Below are 18,503 nucleotides of genomic sequence, written 5' to 3' on the forward strand. Positions count from 1 at the left end.
CCTGAGCCGCCCCCGTTTCCTTCTACGCCAGCGTGGACCAGAACTGCAGTTCGTACGCCTGCAGCAGGCGGCCGTAGCGCCACGCGTGCTTCGGCTGCCAGCCGGCGTCGAGGGACGCCTGGATCGCGGCGACCGCGCGGTCTTCGAGCTGCGGTGCCGGAGTGGCGAAGAAGTCCACGAACGCGCACGCCTCGTCGTCGAACCCGTAGTGCTCGCGCAGCCCCTTCGCCATGCGCGCGCAATAGCCGCCCCACGCGGTGAAGTTCGCGAGGATCGCGAGGATCACGTCCGTCGGCTCCCCGTTGAGCGCCATCCACGCCTGGTAGGCGGGGTAGGACTGGCAACCGGGGAACGGTTCGTAGTTCTGGAAGTCCTTGGCGGACATGCCCGCCGCCTTCGCCAGCGGCTCCAGCATCGGCAGCACCAGCTCCTCGCCGCCCGCGAGCAACGTGAAGAACGCCCGCGCGTTCGGCTCCTCCGCCTTCGCCGCCAGCGCCAGGAATGTTCGCCAGTCCGACGACACGATGTGGTTCTCCTCCGCGGCGAACGTGGCGATCACAGCGCGCGGAGCCTGTCCGGTTTCGATCAGTTTGACCACGAGGTTGTCGTGCTCACCGGGGTGCAGCTCCGTCCGGATGCGCGTGACCAGCTCTTTTGCGTTCATGGTCCCGATTCTTTCGCACTCGGGAAATCGTTCGCCAGACCGCAGGGCCTTCAGGGAGCATCTTCGCTCGTGGCTGAACACACCTACCGAGTACTCGTCCGCGGCCGGTTCGCCGACCTCACCTCCGAGCAGCGCGTCACGCTCCAGGATCGCCTCAAGGGCTTCGACGTCCTGCGCGACATGGGCTTCAGCGAGGACGGCGCGCTCACCTACGACGAGAAGCTCGACTTCTTCAGCTACCGCGTGATCCTGACCGCCGCCGAGAAGCCCGACGAGGCGGGGCTGCGGCGCGCGGCCACAGCCCTCGACTCGCTCGGCGTCGACTTCAAGGGCCTCAAGGCCAAGGTCACCGACGTGGACGAGATGAAGATCAACCGGCCGAAACGGCTGGGCTGAGCGGGACTTCCAGGACCGCGGCGGCGTCCAGGGCCAGGTCCTCCCGAAACATCCGGGAGATCACCTGGACGCCCGTCGGCAGCCCGTTCCGCAGCCCCGTCGGCACCGCCACCGACGGCACGCCGACGAAACTGCTCGCCTCGCACAGCTTCAGCGCGTCGAAGTACTCGCCGAGTGCTTCGGAACTGCGGCGGTCCTGGTCCGGTTCGAACGACGGGATCGTGGACACGGGCCCGAGCAACACCGGGTAGCGGTCGAGCAGTCCCGCCCACTCCCGCTGGATCGCGAGCCGTGTGCCGGTGAGCGCGAGGAACTCCGCGAGGTCGAGACCGGGCCGCACCTCCAGCAGGTGGCGGGCGAACAGCGCGACCTCCTCCCCGGCGAACGCGGCGAACTGCTCGAAGCCGAGCGCGATCGGCGTGGCGATCATCCGCAGGGACAGGTCCGCGGCCTCGTCCAGCCGGGGCACCTCGACGGCCTCGACCTCGTACCCGGCCTGCGCCAGGCGGTGGGCCGCCTCCTCGACGACCGGGTCGCCCGGCACGAACCCGGCCACTCGAGGAGCCGGTGCGCCGAACGCCGGTACCGGCACCGTGCGGGGGTCGGCCGGATCCGCGCCGCACAGCAACTCGTGCACCTTCCGCAGGTCGGCGACGGTGCGGGCGAGCGGGCCCTCGACCGTCATGACCTGGGTCGGGAACGACGGGTCCGGCTGGCCGAGCACGCTGCCCTGCGGGTAGCGGCCGTGGCTCGGTTTCAGGGCGCAGACGCCGTTCAGGAACGCCGGCAGGCGCAGTGAGCCGCCGCTGTCGTTGCCGATCCCGATGTGCACCATGCCCGTGGCCACCGCGACCGCGTCACCGCCCGAGCTGCCGCCGGGTGACTTCGTGCTGTCCCACGGGTTGATGGTGTGCCCGGCCAATTCGCTGTACGTGTGCATGCCACGGGCGTTCAACGTCGGCATGTTGGCGTGCCCGATCGGTGTCGCCCCGGCCGCTCTCAGCCGTGCCACGATGGGCGCGTCCGCCGATTTCACGTTGCCCGCCAGCGACTTCAGGCCGTGCGTGGTGGCGGCCCCCGCGACGTCGATGTTGTCCTTGACCGAGAACGTGACCCCGGCCAGTGGGCCGACCGGTTCGTCCTGGACGTCGAACACGCTGGTCAACGCGTTGTAGACCGGGTTCAGGGCCTCGATGATCCGCAACTGCTCAGAAAGAATCCCCATGCTCCAGTCTATGCGGACCGGAGCATGGGGATGTGGGATCTAAATCCACTCAGCGGAACATCACGGGTAGTTGGCCAGGTAAGCCTCGGTAGACCCCGCGGTCACCCGTCCACCCGAGTTGTTGATGATGCGCTCGATGGTTCCCTTGCCGCCCAACGAGATCGTCACCATGCTGTGGAACTTGACGCCCGGGGTGTTCGGCACCTCGAACGCCCGGTCGGCCACCACGCTCGGGTTGGCGTTGGCGAAGATGTAACTGCCCAGGCCCCACGCCTCGTGCGTCGTGACGTTGTTGGCGACCTTGTACGCCGCGTAACCGCGGGTCGAGCCGTTCATCCACGCCGCCTGGTTGGGCGCCTCGTACGGCATCTCGTTCTGGTAGAAGTACGTCCGGCCGCCCTGGCCGTTCCAGATGGTCTGGTACTTCTGGTAGTGCTCGACGAACAGGCCGTACATCGTCACGTTGTTGCCGTTGACGATCAGGCCGGTGTCCGCCCGGTTCACGTCCCAGCCGACGCCGACGGAGTGGTCACCGCGCCACAACCACAGGTGGTCGCCGATCACGTTGTGGCTGTTGACCACCAACGAGGTCGTGGCCCGCCCGATGGCCGAACCACCGATGCGCACGTAGAAGTCGTGCAGCGACGTCGGGTTGGCCGAGTGGTTGGCGTTGCTGCCCGGCGCGCCGATCTGCGCGAGCAGCGGCGAGTTGGTCGGGGCCGCGTCCAGCAGCAGGCCGGCGATCTTCACACCGTCCACATCGGCCACGTCGAGCGCCAGGTTGCCGTTGGTGGGCATGACGGTCGCGAGACCGAGGCCCATCACGACGGTGTCGGGGCGGGTGACGCGGATGGGCTCCGAGACCTGGTGAACGCCCGGCGTGAGCAGCAGGTGCTTGCCGGCCGCGAGCTGCGCGTTCATCGTCGCCGCCGAGGTGCCCGGCTTCGCGATGTAGAACTGGGACAACGGGATGTTCGTGCCCTGCTGGTTGCCCGACGCCCAGGTGGTGCCGCTGGTGTTGGAGCGCAGCGCCGGGACGAACACGTTGTAGTTGCCGCTGCCGTCGACGTTCAGGAACGGCTTCTCCCGCACGACCGGGGTCTGCGCGACGGTCGTGTACGGCGGCTCGGGGAACGTGTTCTGCGGTGCGTTGCGGGCACCGACGAACACCATGTTCCAGTTCTCACCGGTCCACGAACCCCACTCGGTGTTGCGCGACAGCCACTGCTGCTGCGAACCGGAGCGGACCTGGCCCGTCACCACGGAGTCGGCGAGGAAACCACCGCTCGACCAGCCGTTGTCGTCGAGCTGCATGTTGCCGTAGGTCTTGGTGCGGCGCATCGCGGACGCCTGCGAGACGGCCCACGTGTTGGTGCCCGACGGCGGCCGGATCGCGAGGTTCTCCGCGCCACGCCAGAAGTTGTGCGTCGCGTTGCCCTCGAACCAGTCGGCCTCGACGTGCACCTGGCCGTTGATCGTCACGCCGTCCGGCAACAGGCCCAGGCCGAGGACCTGGGTGAAGAAGCCGATGTTGACGTCGACGTTGTAGTTGCCGGGCTTGAACATGATCGCGAACCGGCGCGCGTCGTACTGACCCTCCTCCTGCTGACGGAAGACGTCGTTGAGCCGCGCCTGGATCGTGGCGGAGGACATCGACGGGTCGAAGATCAGCACGTTCGGGCCGAAGTCGGGCTGGCCGGGGTTCGGCGGGCCGTCCGGGGTGAGGCGGAAGAGCTGCGCGTTGGTCCCGTTGCAGGTGTACTGGACCAACTGGACGTCACCGGTCGAGGCGCCGGGCACGTCGAGGCACTTGGCGCTGTTGCGGTTCACGAACCGGTAGGTGTCCGTGCCCACCGCCTCGGCGCGCCATTGCTGGTTGTTCGCGGTGAACGACTGCCACAGGTGGACCGCCGCGTTGTCCGCGGTGGAGACGTTCGAGACGTCCCAGACCTGGCCGTCGCCGACCGTGTAGTAGCCGTCGCTCGTGGGCGTGAAGGTCCACTTCTGCCCAGTGCAACCTTGTTGGCGGAGCTGTGCGCCGTTGGCCGTTCCCAGCGACTCCACGCACTTTCCGCTGCCGACGTTCGTCACTTGATAAGCGGTTCCGGGCACCACGTCGGCCTGCGCCGCGACCGTCCACACAGGAACGATCGCTGCTGCCGCCAACGCTGCCACCAGCAGGGGGGTTCTCACGGTCACAGGGTGGGGGTGGTTTGTTGCAACCGTCAACGAACCTAACTGTTTCCGGTCCCGTTCCGGTATTGACAAATGATTTTGTCAAATGGGACCGTGCTATGCGTGGAGCTGTCGCCGTTGCGCAGATCGCTGCTGGAGCTGCTGAGATCGCCCGCCTCGGCGACGCAGCTCGCGGCGGTCCTCGACCTGCCCCGGCAGCGCGTCAACTACCACGTGCGAGCCCTGGAGCAGGCAGGACTGGTCGAGCTCGTCGAGGAACGCCAGCGGCGCGGCTGCGTCGAACGCGTGCTGCGCGCGAAGCCCGGCAGGGAGATCGCCGCCGACGTCCAAGATCAGTTCGCCGCGACGCACCTCGTGTCCGTCGCCGAGGACACCGCTCGGGACGTCGAGCGGATGTCGAGCGCCGCGGCCGCCGCGGGAAAGCGCTTGCTCACGTTCACGGTGGAGACGACGGTCCGCTTCGGCGCGCCCGGCGCCGTCCACGAGTTCACCAGCGACCTGGCCGAAGCGGTGCGGCAGATCGCGCTGAAGTACGACACCGAGTCAGGCCGCCCGTACCGGGTGGTCGCGATGGGCCATCCCGGAGTAGCAGATGAGTGACGAGGGCGTGCGGATCGAGATCACCGTGGCCGCACCGGTCGACGAGGTGTGGCAGTCGTTCCGGGACAAGGAGAAGCTGCGCCACTGGCACGGCTGGGACATCCCGGAGCTCGACGCCGAGATCGACCACATCTACTTCCAGAACGCGGAGGAGGACGGCACGACGCTGATCGTGCACAACCACGACACGTTCGCCCTCACGCCCGTTCCCGAGGGCACCCGCGTCGTGCTGACCCGCGCGCCCAAGGGCACCTCGCCCGAGTGGGACGACTACTACGAGGACATCACCGAAGGCTGGATCACGTTCCTGCACCAGCTGAAGTTCGCGCACGAGTTCCACCCCGGCGAGAAGCGCCGCACGCTGTTCTGGCCGTCCGAGGTCGACCTCGGGGTGGACGGCAAGCCGTTCTTCGAGTCGGCGAACCAGCGCGGCGTCGTGGTGGAGGAGTTCGGCCCGGGTCTCGTCGTCACCAGCGCGAAGATGACCGTCGTGACGACCTACGGGTTCTCCGACGCCGAGCTGGAGGCGCTGCGGGGCAAGGGGCCTCAGCTGGAGGCGGACCCGAAGTAGGTCGTCAGGAAGTCGTTGCGGAAGACGCCTTTCGGGTCGTGCTCGCGCAGCAACGCCCGGAAGGCGTCCCACTGCGGGTAGCGGGCGGCCAGCAGCGCCGGCGGCACGGTGAAGAGCTTGCCCCAGTGCGGCCGCGGCGCGATGGCCTCCTCCAGCCTGGGCAGGATCCGCAGCACGGCCGGGGTGTTCGGCACCCAGGTGAAGTGGATCGCCAGGCTGTCGCGGTCGTAGGCGGGGCTGAGCCACTGCGGTTCGCCGTTGACCGTGCGGATCTCGCAGGCCTGCACCAGCGGCGAGATCACGGTGGACATCTCGGCCAGCGCCCGCAACGCCGTCACCGCGCGGGTGCGGGGCACGAAGTACTCGGTCTGCAGCTCCTCGCCGACCGACGGGGTGAACTCGGCGCGGAAGTGGGGCAGGCGCTCGTGCCACGGCCCGGGCACGCCGCCCTGGATCGTGCAGCGGGAGCCGGGCTGGCCGGGCACCGGGTGGGCCGGCTCGGACGCGGGACGGCCGGGGTAGCGGAACTCCTCGTCGCCGACGCGGTGCTTGACCCACAGGGTCGCGCCGCCCTGCCAGTCGACGAACGCGCTCACGCTGTACGCGCCGTCGAAGATCTGTTCCATCTGCACGAGCAGGGTCGTCCACGCGACGTCCTGGTAGACCGTCTGCGCGACCTGGAACGACGGCACCACGTCCAGGGTCACCGTGATGATGACGCCCAGACCGCCCAGCGACACGGGAGCGCCCGCCGAGCTCAGTTCGACGACCGAGCCGTCCCCGCGCAGCACCTCGACGGACCGCACGGCACCCGCCAGCGAGCGGGAACCCGAGCCGTGGGTGGCGGTCGTGATCGCGCCGGCCACGGTGATGTGCGGCAACGACGGCAGCGTGTGCAGGGCCAGGCCCGCCGCCTCCAGCCGGACGGACAGGTCGGCGAGCGTCATGCCCGCGCTGACCCGGACCGTCTGGCCGGACACCTCGAAGATCTCCGGCATGGCCGACAGCGACACCAACGTGCCGGTCGTGTCGGCGATCGTGCTGAACGAGTGTCCCGAACCGACGACGTGCACGGCCGATGAGCCGCGCACGAGCGCACGCAGGTCTTCGGCCGAGGCCGGGGTCACGGCCTGGGCCGCGGTGAACGTGACGTTGCCAGCCCAGTTGGTCCTCATACAGACACGGTAAGCGCCGACGCCAGCAATCGTCGGGTGTAGGGATCCTGCGGCGCGGCGAACACCGACGTTCCCTCCTCGACCACACGGCCCTGGTGCAGCACCGCGACCCGGTCGGCGAGGTGCTGCACGACGGCCAGGTCGTGGCTGATGAACAGGCACGCGAACCGCAGATCCCGTTGCAGCGATCGAACCAGGTCCAGCACGCGCGCCTGCACCGTCACGTCCAGCGCGGACGTCGGCTCGTCGGCGATCAGCAGGTCGGGGTCCAGCGCGATGGCCCTCGCGATGCCGACACGCTGGCGTTGTCCACCGGACAACTCGTGCGGGTAGCGGTCGCGCAGGGTGGGGGAGAGCTGCACGGCGTCGAGCAGCGAGTCGACCTTCGCGGCCAGTTCCCCGCCGCGCACCGAGGTGTGCAGCAGCAACGGTTGCGCGATCGACTTCGCGATCGTGGCGCGCGGGTTCAGCGACGACAGCGGGTCCTGGAACACCAGTCCGATGCGGCCCCGGTCGGCCTTGCGCAGCGCCGAGACCTCCTTGCCCGTCACGGTGATCCGCCCGGTGTAGCGGGTGAGGCCGGTGATCGCCCCGGCGAGCGACGACTTGCCCGACCCCGACTCGCCGACGAGGCCGAGGGTCTCGCCGCGGCCGATGTCCAGGGACACCTCGGAGACCGCGCGGAACTTGCCGTAGGTGACCGAGACGTCGGACAGCCGCAGCACCGGTTCCTCGGGTTCGCGTGCGGCCAGCTCACGGGAGTCCAGCCGCAGCACCGAGTCGAGCAACGTCCGCGTGTACTCCTGAGCGGGCTGCTCGAAGACCTGCCGCACGGGACCGGTCTCCACGACCCGTCCGGCGTTCATCACGACCACCCGGTCCGCCAGGTCCGCGACCACGCCCATGTCGTGCGTGATCAGCAGGATCGCGACCCCGAGCCGGTCGCGCAGGTCCCGCAACAGCCCCAGGATCTCGGCCTGCACGGTCACGTCCAGCGCGGTCGTCGGCTCGTCGGCGATCAGCAGCGACGGCTCGTTCGCCACGGCCATCGCGATCACCACGCGTTGCAACTGACCGCCGGACATCTCGTGCGGGTAGGCCTTGAACCGTTCGGGAGGCAGCCCGACGAGCCGCAGCAGTTCCACCGCCCGTGCCCGAGCCTCGGCCCGGGAGACCGCGCGGTGCACCCGCACGGCTTCGACGATCTGGTTGCCGATGGTGAAGACCGGGTTGAGGGCGCTCATGGGTTCCTGGAACACCATGCCCACCGCGTTGCCCCGCACCTCACGCAGTTCGGTGGCGTTCAACGAGTACAGGTCGCGGCCGTTCAGGACCGCGTGCCCGGACACCGTCGCCGTGGCGGGCAGGAGCCCGAGCAACGACATCGCGGTCACGGTCTTGCCGGAACCCGACTCGCCGACGACGGCGAGGACCTCCCCTGCGGTCAGCGAGAACGAGACCTCGCTGACCGCAGGGGAGCCCGAGCCGAAGTCCACCGAGACGTTCTCGACGGACAGCAGCGCACTCACTTGGTGATACCCACCTGCAGGTAGTTCGGGTAGGCGGGGAAGTCGGCGATGTAGAAGTTGCCGACCTTCGAGCCGCGGATGAACGAGTTGCGGGTGTAGATCAGCGGCACGACCGGCGAGTCCTGCAGGATCCGCTTGTCGATCGCGGCCCACTTCTTCCCGGCCTCGGCCGGGTCCACAGTGGACTGCGCTTCTTCGATCAGCCTGTCCACCTCGGGGTTGGAGTAGCGCGAGGTGTTGTAGCCGCCCTTGCCGATCTCCGAGGTCGCGAACAGCGGCTGGATGTTCGAGTTCGCGCTGGGGAAGTCCGGCTGCCACGACGACAGGATCAGGTCGTACGTCGGGTTGTCCGAGAGGTTGGTCTCGGTCTCGAACGCGTCGGCCTCCAGCGACCGGATGGTCACCTTGATGTTCGCCCGGGCCAGCGCGGCCTGGATGGCCTCGGCCTTGTCGGTCTGGTTGTTGGACTTGTTCAGCACCAGCGACAGGTTCTCGACGCCGTTCGGGAAACCGGCCTCGGCCAGGAGCGCCTTGGCCTTGTCCGGGTCGCCCTCGGGCTTGGACGGGTAGAGGTCGAACTGCTCGCGGCCCTCGATGCCCTGCGTGATCAGCGTGGAGGCGGTGTCACCGGCCAGCGCGGCCGTGCCCGCCGAGGCGACCTGGTAGGCGGCCTTGTTCACCGCGTACTGGAACGCCTGGCGCACCTTGACGTTGTTCAGCGGCGCCTTCTGCGTGTTGAGCGAGAGGAACGCGACCGCGCCCGACTTCGACGTCACCACGCGGGACTTCGCGGACGGGTTGCTCTGCAGCTGCGCGAGCTGGGCGGGGGAGACGAACGACGAGGCGAACGCCGTCTGGTCGTCGCCGGAGTCGGCGGCGAGGCGCTGCGAGACGACCGAGGCCTCCTGGCCCAGCTGGAACACGACGGCGTCGGGCAGGCCGGCGCGCACCTGGTCCTTCGCGGGCTCCCAGTTGGTGTTGCGCTTGAGCTTGACCTCGACGCCCTTGGTGTACGTGTCAACCTGGTACGGGCCGGACGCGACGGCGTGCTCGTGGTAGTCGGCCTCGGCGCCCTTGCCCTTCGGCACCGGGGCGAACGCGGGCGTGGAGGCGATCCACGGCCAGTCGCCGTACGGGCGGGTCAGCGTGAAGACGATGGTCTTCTCATCCGGGGTCTTGATGGAGTCGAGCTCCTTGCCCTCGAACGGGCCCTTGTAGTCACCGCCGCCCAGCAGGTCCTTGTGGTAGCCGAGGCCGCCGCCGAACGCCGGGGCGAACGACCGCTCGACGCCCCACTTCACGTCCGCGGACGTGATCGGCTTGCCGTCGCTGAACTTCAGGCCGTCCTGCAGCACGAACGTCCAGGTCTTGCCGCCGTCGGAGGTCTTGCCGGTGTCGGAGAGGTCGGGCACGACCTTCGCGGGCTGTCCGACGGCGTTCTGCCAGCCGGTCAGTCTGCGGTGCACCAGGCCGAGCGTGGTGATCGCGAGGCTCTGCGACTTGGCGGGGTCGAGGTTGAGCGTGCGCGACTCGGACAGGATGCGCAGCGTGCCGCCCTTCTCGGGCTTGACCGCGGTGTCACCGGAGGGCTTCTGATCGTTCGCGCCACACGCCGAGACCCCCAGGGCACCGGCGAGCACGATCGCAAGAAGTTTCTTGCTGGACAACGGACTTTCCTCCCTCAGGTGAGCCGTGCTCGCGGATCGAGCACGCCGTAGGACAGGTCGACGACGGCGTTGGCGACGACTACGAGAAAACCTGCGAACAAGGTGCAGCCGAGCAGGGTCGGCAGGTCGCGGGCGTGCACCGCTTCGATCAGCAGGCCGCCCAGGCCCGGCAGGCTGAACACCCGTTCGGTGATCACGGCGCCGCCGAGCAACGACCCGAACTCGATGCCGGTCAGCGTCACGACGGGCAGCAACACGTTGCGCAGCGCGTGTTTGCCGACGACGGTCCGTTCCGGCACGCCCTTGGCCCGTGCGGTGCGGATGAAGTCCTCGCTCATCGTCTCGAGCATCTGCGAGCGGGTGAGCTTGACGTAGTGGGCGCCGTGCGCGAACGCCAGCACGCACCACGGCAGCACCAGCCCCCACGCCCAGCGCACCGGGTCGTCGGCGAACGCGGTGTAGTTGCCGACCGGCACCACGTTCAGCTGGAAGCCGAGCACGAGGATCCCGAGCAGTCCCACCAGGTACACCGGCGCGGACACCCCGATCACCGACCCCGCAAGCGCGGCCCGGTCGAACCAGGAGTCCTTGCGCAGCGCGGCGTACACGCCGATCGCCACGCCCACACCGACCCACAGGATCGCGGCACCGATCGCGAGCGAGAACGTCACCGGCAGCCGGTCGCCGATCAGCTCCAGCACGTCGGCGTTCTGCCGGAACGAGTAGCCGAAGCACGGTGCGGCGCAGTGGATGGCCGTCGAGCCGGTGCCGAACGTGCGGCCGGTGAAGATGCCGCCGAGGAACGTGAGGAACTGCTGCCACCACGGCTCGTCGAAGCCCATGAACTCCCGCGCCAGCGCGAGGTTCTCCGGCGTGCACGGCTTGCCGCACGCCAGCAGGGCCGGGTCCGACGGCACGAGGTAGAACACGACGAACGTGCAGAAGGCGACGATCAGCAGCACGAGCACCATGCCGCCGAGCCGCGTCAGGGCGTACCGGAGGGTCCTCATCGGCGGGTCACCGATCTCGGGTCGAGCGCGTCCCGCAGCCCGTCGCCCGCCGCGTTGAAGCCCCAGGTGACCGCGAACAGCGCGAGACCGGGGAACAGCAGGTAGGCGGGGTCGACGCGGACCCAGTCGATCGCGGCGCTGATGGACCGGCCCCAGCTCGGCGTGGGCGGCAGCACCCCGACGCCGAGGAACGACAGCGCCGCCTCCAGCCCGATCTTGCCCGGCACCGACAACGTTGCCATGACCAGCACGGGACCCCAGAGGTTCGGCAGCAGCTCGGTGCGGAACACCTGCCACGGCGAGGCGCCGAGCACCCGTGCGGCCTTCACGAAGTTGCGTTCCTTCAACGTGAGCACCTGCGCCCGCACGATCCGCGCGGTCGACGGCCAGCCGAAGAACCCGATCACCACGATCAGCAGCAGCGCTCGCGGGAACTCGACCGGCACCACCGCGCCAATCGCGATCATGAACACCAGGTACGGGAACCCCAGGAAGACGTCGGCGCTCCAGGTGATCACCCGGTCGATCCAGCCGCCCAGGTAGCCGGCGGCCGCGCCGATCAGCACCCCGAGCCCGATGGACACCAGCGTGGCCGCGAGCCCGATCAGGAACGACGTGCGCGCGCCGTGCACGACGATCGCGAACAGGTCGCGTCCGGTCAGCGGCTCGACCCCGAACCAGTGCTCGCCGCTCACCCCGCCGAACGACCCCGCGGGCAGCCCGGACGCGGGATCGAGCGCGGTCGCGTCGTAGGTGTACGGGTCGTGGCCCTCGATGGCGGTGAGGACGTCGGCGAAGATCGCGATCAGGCCGATCACCAGGACGGTGACGGTGCCGGCGAGCGCCCAGCGATCCCGGGCGAGCACCGATCTGATCGCGGCGGGCACGGACCGCGCGACGGGAGTGTGCAACTGCTTGACCTGCTTCTCGGGCGTGATGATCTGTCGCGGCGCACAGTAAGCCGATCGAGTGACCGAGTCGTCCACGTCCACTGGCTGAGACTGTGTTAACACTATTGCTTCAGTGTTGACCGAAATTAGGTTGCCCGCGGTGGCAGGGTGGATCCACGTGGACACCGACGTACAACGGCTCCGAGAGATGTCCGGGCTGATCACGCCGATGGCGCTCCGGGTCGCCGTGACCCTGGGACTGCCGGACCGCCTGCGCGACAACCCCGCCACCGCCCACGAACTCGCACCCGAACTCAAGGTCGACCCGCTCGCTCTCGACCTGCTCCTGGCCCACCTCACGACCCTCGGTGTGGCCGAACTGACAGACGCCGGCTACCGCACCACCGACCTCGGCGCGTTGCTCGGCGCCGACGCGGGCAACGGCCTGAACAACCTGCTGCACCACGACTCCGCCGCCGGGCGCGCCGACCTGGCGTTCGTCGACCTGATCCACAGCGTCCGCACCGGCGAACCGGCTTATCCGGTGCGCTACGGCCGGGACTTCTGGACGGACCTGGCCGAGCAGCGGCATCTGCGGGACGCGTTCGACCGGCAGATGACCGACCGCATGCGGGACTGGGTGCCGCAGATCGTCAGGAACTACGACTGGTCGCGGTTCGGCACGCTCGTCGACGTCGGTGGCGGGCACGGCAGCCTGCTCGCCGCGATCCTCACGGCGAACCCGGCGATGCGCGGCCATCTCGTGGAACTCGAGGACACTGCGGCAGGCGCGCGTGCGGTGTTCAGCCTGTACGGCCTCGACGATCGCACCGAGGTGATCGGGGCCAGCTTCTTCGACCCGTTGCCAGCCGGGGCCGACGCCTACCTGCTGTTCGACATCCTGCACGACTGGGACGACGAGCAGGCGCACCGGATCCTGGCGCGCTGCGTCGAGGCGGCGCCGGACGGGCGGATCCTCGTCGTGGAGTCCCTCGGTGAGAGCACGGCGTTCGACCTGATCATGCTCGTGCACTTCGGCGGGCGCGACCGAGGGCTCCACGACTTCGAACGGCTGGCGTCGGCGCACGGGCTCCGGCTGGAGTCCGTGACCCAGGTGACCGGTGGGCGCAGCCTGCTGGAGTTCACTCGCTGAGCGCGGCGATCCGCTCCTGGGCCTCGGCGAGGTCGTCGGAGGTCGGGGCGTCGTCCTGGGTGAGGGCGCGCCGCCAGTAACCGGCGAACTCGATGTCCTTCTTGGACACTCCGAGGCCGACGAAGTGCCTGCGCAGCGCACGAACCGCGGAGGCCTCGCCGCCGAGCCACACCCAGGCCGACGACGGCACCTCGGCCGCCGTCACCACCGAGACCAGGTCCTCCCCGGCGCTGCGGTGCACCCATCGCACGCCGGGGACGTCCTGCTCCTCCGCCGGATCCGCGACCTCGACGAACACCAGTCGTCGCTGTGCTTCGGGAAGCAGTTCCAGCAGCGAGCCGATCGCGGGCAACGCCGTCTCGTCGCCCGCGAACACCAGCAGGTCCGCGGTGCCGAGCGGCCGGGCGTAGTCCCGCGACGGCCCGAACCGGCCGATGACGTCACCGACCTGAGCCGTGGCGGCCCACTTCGACGCAGGCCCGTTGTCGCCGTGCAGCACGAAGTCCACAGTCAGCACGCCGTCGACCAACGAACGGACGGTGAAGCCGCGCATCCACGGCCGTTCGGACTCGGGCATCGCCAGGTAGGCCTGGTACCAGGTGCCGACGTCCGGGGCGTCCGACACGTGCGCCGATCGGCCTGGCTTCGGGAAGAGCAGTTTGAGCTGCTGGTCCGGCCAGGTGCCGATCTCGGCCAGGCCGGGGCCGGTGAACGTCATCCGCGTCATGCGCGGGGTGACCTGCCGGACCGAGGTGACCGTCAGCAGGCTCATGACAGGTACTCCTTCAGGTGCCGGGCGGTGAGGGTGTCCGAAGTGGACACCAGCTCGCCGGGGGTGCCGGAGAAGACGACCTGGCCGCCGTCGTGGCCCGCGCCGGGACCCATGTCGACGATCCAGTCGGCGTGCGCCATCACGGCGAGGTGGTGCTCGATCACGATCACCGTGTTGCCGGCGTCGATCAGCTGGTCCAGCAGCCCGAGCAACTGGTCGACGTCCGCTAGGTGCAGGCCGGACGTCGGTTCGTCCAGCACGTATGTGGAGGCCTTCTCCGCCATGTGGATCGCGAGCTTCAGCCGTTGCCGCTCACCGCCCGACAGCGTGGTCAGCGGCTGGCCGAGCGACAGGTACGACAGACCGACGTCGTGCAGGCGGCTGAGCACCGCGTGCGCCTGGCCGGACGGGAAGAAGTCGCGGGCGTCGGCGACGGACATGCCGAGCACCTCGCTGATGTTCTTGCCCCGCAAGGTGTAGCGCAGCACCTCGGGCGTGAACCTCTTGCCCTCGCACTTCTCGCAGACCGTGGCGACGCCGGCCATCATCGCGAGGTCGGTGTAGACGAGCCCGATGCCCTTGCAGTTCTCGCACGCGCCCTCGGAGTTCGCGCTGAACAACGCCGCCTTGACCCCGTTGGCCTTGGCGAAAGCGGTTCTGACCGAATCGAGCAGGCCGGTGTAGGTGGCGGGGTTGGACCGGCGCGAGCCGCGGATCGGCGACTGGTCGACCGTCACGACGTCCGGACCTCTGCGCAGCGAGCCGTGGATGAGCGACGACTTGCCGGAACCCGCGACGCCGGTGACGACGGTCAGCACGCCGAGCGGCAGGTCGACCGAGACGTCCTTGAGGTTGTTGGTGCGGGCGCCGCTGATCGTCAGGAAGCCCTTGGGGGAGCGGAACTCCGAGCGCAGCTTGGCCCGGTGGTCGAGGTGGCGGCCGGTGAGCGTGCCGGACGCGCGCAGGCCCGCCACGTCGCCGGAGTAGCAGAGGTGGCCGCCGTTCACGCCCGCGCCGGGGCCGAGGTCGACGACGTGGTCGGCGATCTCGATGGTCTCCGGCTTGTGCTCCACGACGAGGACGGTGTTCCCCTTGTCCCGCAGGCGGAGCAGGAGGTCGTTCATCCGCTGGATGTCGTGCGGGTGCAGGCCGACGGTCGGTTCGTCGAACACGTAGGTGATGTCGGTGAGCGAGGAACCCAGGTGCCGCACCATCTTCACGCGCTGCGACTCGCCGCCCGAGAGCGTGCCGGACTCGCGGTCGAGCGACAGGTAGCCGAGGCCGATCTCGACCAGCGAGTCGAGCGTGTCGCGCAGGGTGGCGAGCAGCGGTGCGACGGACGGGTCGTCGATGGCGTGCACGAACTTCGCCAGGTCGCTGATCTGCATCGCGCAGCAGTCAGCGATGTTCACGCCGCGGATCTTCGAGTTGAGCGCGGCCTGGTTGATGCGCGCGCCCTGGCAGTCAGTGCAGGTGGCGAAGGTGACGGCCTTGTCGACGAACGCGCGGGCGTGTGGCTGCATGGACTCGCGGTCTTTGCTGAGGATCGTGCGTTGCAGCTTCGCGATCAGGCCGTCGTAGGTGACGTTGGTGCCGTTGATCTTCAGTTTCGTGGTCGGCTTGTAGAGGAAGTCGTGGAGCTGCTGCTCGGTGAACGTCGAGATCGGCTGGTCGGCGGGGTAGAGGCCGGAGTTCGCGAGGACCTGCCAGTACCAGGTGCCGACGCCGTAGTTCGGGGCGTCGATGGCGCCGTCGTTGAGCGACTTGCTCCGGTCGACGATGGCGTCCACGTCGATGGTGGTGACCTTGCCCAGGCCCTCGCAGGCCGGGCACATGCCTTCCGGCAGGTTGAAGCTGAACGCGCCGGACGTGCCGACGTGCGGCTGTCCGAGGCGGCTGAACACGATCCGGAGCATGGTGTGGGCGTCGGTGGCGGTGCCGACGGTGGAGCGGGAGTTCGCGCCCATGCGTTCCTGGTCGACGATGATCGCCGCGCTCAGGTTGTGCAGCGCGTCGACGTCCGGGCGGCCGATCGACGGCATGAACGACTGCAGGAACGCGGTGTAGGTCTCGTTGATCATCCGCTGGGACTCGGCCGCGATCGTGCCGAAGACCAGCGAGGACTTGCCGGAACCGGACACGCCGGTGAAGACGGTCAGGCGGCGCTTGGGGATGTCGAGCGACACGTCCGCGAGGTTGTTGACTCTCGCCCCGCGGACCTGGATCACGTCATGGCTGTCGGCGACAGCGTTCAAGGCTGGCTCCCCAAAGTGATTCTTTATGCCGTAAAGTATCGACCGGCAAGGTTACTTTACGTTGTAAGGAGTCGCAACCGTGGTCGTCTACGCAGGTCAGGGCGACCCACGCCGTTCCATCGAGTTGCTGTGGCGGGCGTCGGTCGCGGAGAAGCGCTCCGGCCCGAAGCCCGGACTGAGCGTGGACGCGATCGTCGACGCGGCCATCGCGGTCGCCGACGAGCACGGCATGGCGTTCTCGATGCGCGCGGTGGGGGAGCGGCTCGGGCGCACGGCCATGGCGCTCTACACGTACGTGCCGGGCAAGAACGAGCTCGTCGACCTGATGTACGACCGCGCGATGGCCGAGCTGCCGACGTCGTACGAGCTGGACGACGGCTGGCGTGCCGCCGTCACGCGGTGGGCGACGGACATGTGGGAGTTCTACGGCCGTCATCCCTGGGTGTTGCAGGTGTCGCAGGCCCGTCCGGTCCTCGGGCCGCACGAGTTCGCGGTGATCGAGGCGCTGGCGGCGATCCTGGTACCGACCGGCCTGCCCGGTCGCGAACTGCGCGGCATCGTCGGTGCCGTCAACTACTTCGTGCGCGGCGCGGCCCAGACCGTCGCGGAGGCCCGTGCGGCGGGTGGCGCGACCGGGGAGGCCGACGAGGAGTGGTGGTACGCGCGGTCCGCCGTGCTGCTGGAGATCGAGCCTGACCTGGCGAAGAAGTTCCCGATGCTGCATTTGCTGGAGAACGATCGAGAGCCTATCGATCCAGAACTGCCGTATCTGGAGAACGACGCCGTCGAGAACTTTCGTGGCGGATTGAAAGTGTTGCTCGACGGTGTCGAGGGCGCTGTAGCAAAACCGTGACATAGTCCGGACGTTCAGTGCACACGGACTCGATGAGATCGTGCTCATGGTTTTCGGCAGAGTTCTTGTTGCCGTCGCGTGCGCCCTGGTGCTGACGGCGCAGAGCACGGCGGCCGCACCCTCGCAGGACGACGATTACCGCCCCGCGACCATGTCCCTGCGCTACGAGGCCGGCTCGTTGACCGGTGTGGTGCACGCGCCCCGCACGATCGTCGGCGTGCGGCCGGTGGTGTTCAACGTCCGCGGATCCGATGTGTACGCGCAGGAACTGGCGCGGCAGGGGTTCGTGGTGGTGCTGGTGGACGACCGGTTCTCGATGGACCGGCACCGCGAGCTGTGGCGCGGGGTCGTCGCGGGCACGGGACCGCTCGCGGAGCGGATGGGGAGGTTCGCCGGCCACCTCGCTGTGGCAGAACCGTGACAGCTCCCTCACAGGACCACCACAAGTTCCCGGTGAGATCAGCACATGGCAATCGGAAAAGCCGCGGCCGCCGTCGTGATGGCGATGGTGCTGGCCGCGCCGACCACCTCCGCGGCCCCCGAGCACGGCGCCGGCGTCAGGAAGGTCGAGTACTCGCTCGGTGACCGGGCCTTTCAAGTGCCCGGCTTTCACACCGAACCGGACGGACCCGTCGCGGATCTCGAGCTCACCGCGGTCGTGCACGCGCCGCGCACGCTCGTCGGCAAACGCCCGTTGGTGCTGCTCGCGCACGGTTACTGGAAGCCGTGCGCCGACGACCAGTGGAAGTGGCCGTGTCCTGCCGGGGACGCGTTCCCGAGCTACCGCGGGTACGACTACCTCGCCGAGGAGTTGGCGCGGCAGGGTTTCGTGGTCGTGTCGGTGAGCGTGAACGGCGTCAACGCGGGCGAGATGGGCGAGATCGCGGACGTGGCCAGGGCGGCGGTGATGAGCAGGCACCTGGAGTTGTGGCGCGATCTCAACGACGGCAAGGGCCCGTTGAAGCTGCCGGGGTTCCGCGGGCACGTCGACCTCACGAACGTCGGCACGCTCGGACACTCACGCGGCGGTCGTGGTGCGGTCTACCAGGCGTCGGACAAGCACGCGGGCGAGCTGCCTGCCGGGGTGGAGATCAAGGCCGTGCTCCCGCTCGCGCCCGCCGACTACTACGCGCCGGACCCGGAGGCGCCGGAGAACCTCGACTACCGCATCACCAAGACGCCGTTCGCCGTCATGACCGGCAGCTGCGACGGCGCCGTCGACGGCGGGACGTACATCGACAACGCCAAGGGCCGCAACGTCGTCCCGATCCACGAGGTGACGCCGAAGAACGCCAACCACAACTACTTCAACACCAAATGGTCCTACGACAACGACAGCACCTGCCCGGCCACCGCGCTGACCCCTGAGCAGCAACGTGGGATCGCGACCACGTACGTCCCGGCGTTCTTCCAGCAGTACCTCAACGGCCGGCGGAACCCGATCGTGAACAAGGGTTTTCCCGGCGTCGACGTCGTGACGCATCAACCGATCGGCTAATTTCCCCGAGACCTTCTTTGGGTGTTTCCCCCTTCCTCCGCTGACAGGG

At 68.8% G+C, this 18,503-nt stretch carries 17 protein-coding genes; 7 read left to right on the forward strand and 10 right to left on the reverse strand.

Annotated elements, in window-relative coordinates; translation table 11 throughout:
* Positions 1-22: 22 nt before the first annotated feature.
* Positions 23-664, reverse strand: coding sequence for a transcriptional regulator (locus ACIQF0_RS05590; protein ID WP_401024804.1), 642 nt, complete (start codon positions 662-664; stop codon positions 23-25).
* A gap of 69 nt (positions 665-733) precedes the next feature.
* Between ACIQF0_RS05590 and ACIQF0_RS05595 the strand changes: the two genes are divergently transcribed.
* Positions 734-1,060, forward strand: a complete 327-nt coding sequence (locus ACIQF0_RS05595; protein ID WP_360033234.1) for a DUF6204 family protein — start codon at positions 734-736, stop codon at positions 1,058-1,060.
* On the opposite strand, the gene ACIQF0_RS05600 is transcribed toward ACIQF0_RS05595, so the two are convergent.
* Together ACIQF0_RS05600 and ACIQF0_RS05605 are read right to left on the reverse strand one after the other, a co-directional pair.
* On the reverse strand, positions 1,035-2,285 hold the full coding sequence (locus ACIQF0_RS05600) for an amidase family protein (protein ID WP_401024807.1): 1,251 nt from the start codon (positions 2,283-2,285) through the stop codon (positions 1,035-1,037). The two genes, ACIQF0_RS05595 and ACIQF0_RS05600, sit on opposite strands and share 26 nt — an antisense overlap.
* Positions 2,286-2,345: 60 nt before the next feature.
* Positions 2,346-4,478 (reverse strand): RICIN domain-containing protein, encoded by a 2,133-nt coding sequence (locus ACIQF0_RS05605; RefSeq protein WP_401024810.1) that lies wholly within the window; start codon positions 4,476-4,478, stop codon positions 2,346-2,348.
* Positions 4,479-4,583: 105 nt separating this feature from the next.
* Between ACIQF0_RS05605 and ACIQF0_RS05610 the strand changes: the two genes are divergently transcribed.
* Positions 4,584-5,081, forward strand: a complete 498-nt coding sequence (locus ACIQF0_RS05610) for a helix-turn-helix domain-containing protein (RefSeq protein WP_401024812.1) — start codon at positions 4,584-4,586, stop codon at positions 5,079-5,081.
* Positions 5,074-5,652, forward strand: coding sequence for an SRPBCC domain-containing protein (locus ACIQF0_RS05615; protein ID WP_401024814.1), 579 nt, complete (start codon positions 5,074-5,076; stop codon positions 5,650-5,652). The genes ACIQF0_RS05610 and ACIQF0_RS05615 overlap by 8 nt, the downstream gene beginning before the upstream one ends.
* Here the strand turns inward: ACIQF0_RS05615 and ACIQF0_RS05620 are convergent.
* From ACIQF0_RS05620 to ACIQF0_RS05640, 5 genes are read right to left on the reverse strand one after another with little or no spacing between them, the layout of a single operon-like run.
* On the reverse strand, positions 5,628-6,827 hold the full coding sequence (locus ACIQF0_RS05620) for an FAD-binding protein (RefSeq protein WP_401024817.1): 1,200 nt from the start codon (positions 6,825-6,827) through the stop codon (positions 5,628-5,630). The genes ACIQF0_RS05615 and ACIQF0_RS05620 overlap by 25 nt on opposite strands.
* The gene (locus ACIQF0_RS05625; protein ID WP_401024819.1) at positions 6,824-8,356 is read right to left on the reverse strand and encodes an ABC transporter ATP-binding protein; all 1,533 of its coding nucleotides are present in this window, start codon (positions 8,354-8,356) and stop codon (positions 6,824-6,826) included. Before ACIQF0_RS05625 ends, ACIQF0_RS05620 begins: the two co-directional genes overlap by 4 nt.
* Positions 8,353-10,023 carry an ABC transporter substrate-binding protein gene (locus tag ACIQF0_RS05630; RefSeq protein ID WP_401024820.1) on the reverse strand — a complete coding sequence of 557 codons (1,671 nt, stop codon included), beginning with the start codon at positions 10,021-10,023 and terminating at the stop codon, positions 8,353-8,355. Before ACIQF0_RS05630 ends, ACIQF0_RS05625 begins: the two co-directional genes overlap by 4 nt.
* A 14-nt stretch (positions 10,024-10,037) precedes the next feature.
* Positions 10,038-11,033 carry an ABC transporter permease gene (locus ACIQF0_RS05635; protein ID WP_401024823.1) on the reverse strand — a complete coding sequence of 332 codons (996 nt, stop codon included), beginning with the start codon at positions 11,031-11,033 and terminating at the stop codon, positions 10,038-10,040.
* Complete coding sequence (locus ACIQF0_RS05640) at positions 11,030-11,899, reverse strand: ABC transporter permease (protein ID WP_401027714.1); 870 nt, start codon at positions 11,897-11,899, stop codon at positions 11,030-11,032. The genes ACIQF0_RS05635 and ACIQF0_RS05640 overlap by 4 nt, the downstream gene beginning before the upstream one ends.
* Before the next feature lie 202 nt (positions 11,900-12,101).
* Here ACIQF0_RS05640 and ACIQF0_RS05645 point away from each other — a divergent pair, with 202 nt between their 5' ends.
* Positions 12,102-13,076 carry a methyltransferase gene (locus ACIQF0_RS05645; RefSeq protein WP_401024826.1) on the forward strand — a complete coding sequence of 325 codons (975 nt, stop codon included), beginning with the start codon at positions 12,102-12,104 and terminating at the stop codon, positions 13,074-13,076.
* On the opposite strand, the gene ACIQF0_RS05650 is transcribed toward ACIQF0_RS05645, so the two are convergent.
* Both ACIQF0_RS05650 and ACIQF0_RS05655 read right to left on the reverse strand, forming a co-directional pair.
* The gene (locus ACIQF0_RS05650) at positions 13,066-13,848 is read right to left on the reverse strand and encodes a siderophore-interacting protein (RefSeq protein ID WP_401024828.1); all 783 of its coding nucleotides are present in this window, start codon (positions 13,846-13,848) and stop codon (positions 13,066-13,068) included. The genes ACIQF0_RS05645 and ACIQF0_RS05650 overlap by 11 nt on opposite strands.
* The gene (locus ACIQF0_RS05655) at positions 13,845-16,103 is read right to left on the reverse strand and encodes an ATP-binding cassette domain-containing protein (RefSeq protein WP_401024831.1); all 2,259 of its coding nucleotides are present in this window, start codon (positions 16,101-16,103) and stop codon (positions 13,845-13,847) included. The genes ACIQF0_RS05650 and ACIQF0_RS05655 overlap by 4 nt, the downstream gene beginning before the upstream one ends.
* A gap of 79 nt (positions 16,104-16,182) precedes the next feature.
* Here ACIQF0_RS05655 and ACIQF0_RS05660 point away from each other — a divergent pair, with 79 nt between their 5' ends.
* The 3 genes from ACIQF0_RS05660 to ACIQF0_RS05670 are packed head-to-tail and all read left to right on the forward strand — an operon-like array spanning position 16,183 to position 18,454.
* Positions 16,183-16,956, forward strand: coding sequence for a TetR/AcrR family transcriptional regulator C-terminal domain-containing protein (locus ACIQF0_RS05660; protein ID WP_319973058.1), 774 nt, complete (start codon positions 16,183-16,185; stop codon positions 16,954-16,956).
* Between the two features lie 46 nt (positions 16,957-17,002).
* Complete coding sequence (locus ACIQF0_RS05665) at positions 17,003-17,377, forward strand: hypothetical protein (RefSeq protein ID WP_401024835.1); 375 nt, start codon at positions 17,003-17,005, stop codon at positions 17,375-17,377.
* A 45-nt stretch (positions 17,378-17,422) separates the two neighbouring features.
* The gene (locus ACIQF0_RS05670) at positions 17,423-18,454 is read left to right on the forward strand and encodes a hypothetical protein (RefSeq protein WP_401024837.1); all 1,032 of its coding nucleotides are present in this window, start codon (positions 17,423-17,425) and stop codon (positions 18,452-18,454) included.
* The last annotated feature ends 49 nt before the right edge of the window (positions 18,455-18,503 follow it).

The organism is Lentzea sp. NPDC092896 (assembly GCF_044754905.1).
Lineage (GTDB): Bacteria > Actinomycetota > Actinomycetes > Mycobacteriales > Pseudonocardiaceae > Lentzea.

Excerpts from the sequence above, each read along its gene's own strand:
- ACIQF0_RS05590 (WP_401024804.1), bottom strand. The coding sequence starts at position 664 with ATGAACGCAAAAGAGCTGGTCACGCGCATCCGGACGGAGCTGCACCCC.
- ACIQF0_RS05600 (WP_401024807.1), bottom strand. The coding sequence starts at position 2,285 with ATGGGGATTCTTTCTGAGCAGTTGCGGATCATCGAGGCCCTGAACCCG.
- ACIQF0_RS05615 (WP_401024814.1), top strand. The coding sequence starts at position 5,074 with ATGAGTGACGAGGGCGTGCGGATCGAGATCACCGTGGCCGCACCGGTC.
- ACIQF0_RS05620 (WP_401024817.1), bottom strand. The coding sequence starts at position 6,827 with ATGAGGACCAACTGGGCTGGCAACGTCACGTTCACCGCGGCCCAGGCC.
- ACIQF0_RS05635 (WP_401024823.1), bottom strand. The coding sequence starts at position 11,033 with ATGAGGACCCTCCGGTACGCCCTGACGCGGCTCGGCGGCATGGTGCTC.
- ACIQF0_RS05650 (WP_401024828.1), bottom strand. The coding sequence starts at position 13,848 with ATGAGCCTGCTGACGGTCACCTCGGTCCGGCAGGTCACCCCGCGCATG.
- ACIQF0_RS05665 (WP_401024835.1), top strand. The coding sequence starts at position 17,003 with ATGGTTTTCGGCAGAGTTCTTGTTGCCGTCGCGTGCGCCCTGGTGCTG.
- ACIQF0_RS05670 (WP_401024837.1), top strand. The coding sequence starts at position 17,423 with ATGGCAATCGGAAAAGCCGCGGCCGCCGTCGTGATGGCGATGGTGCTG.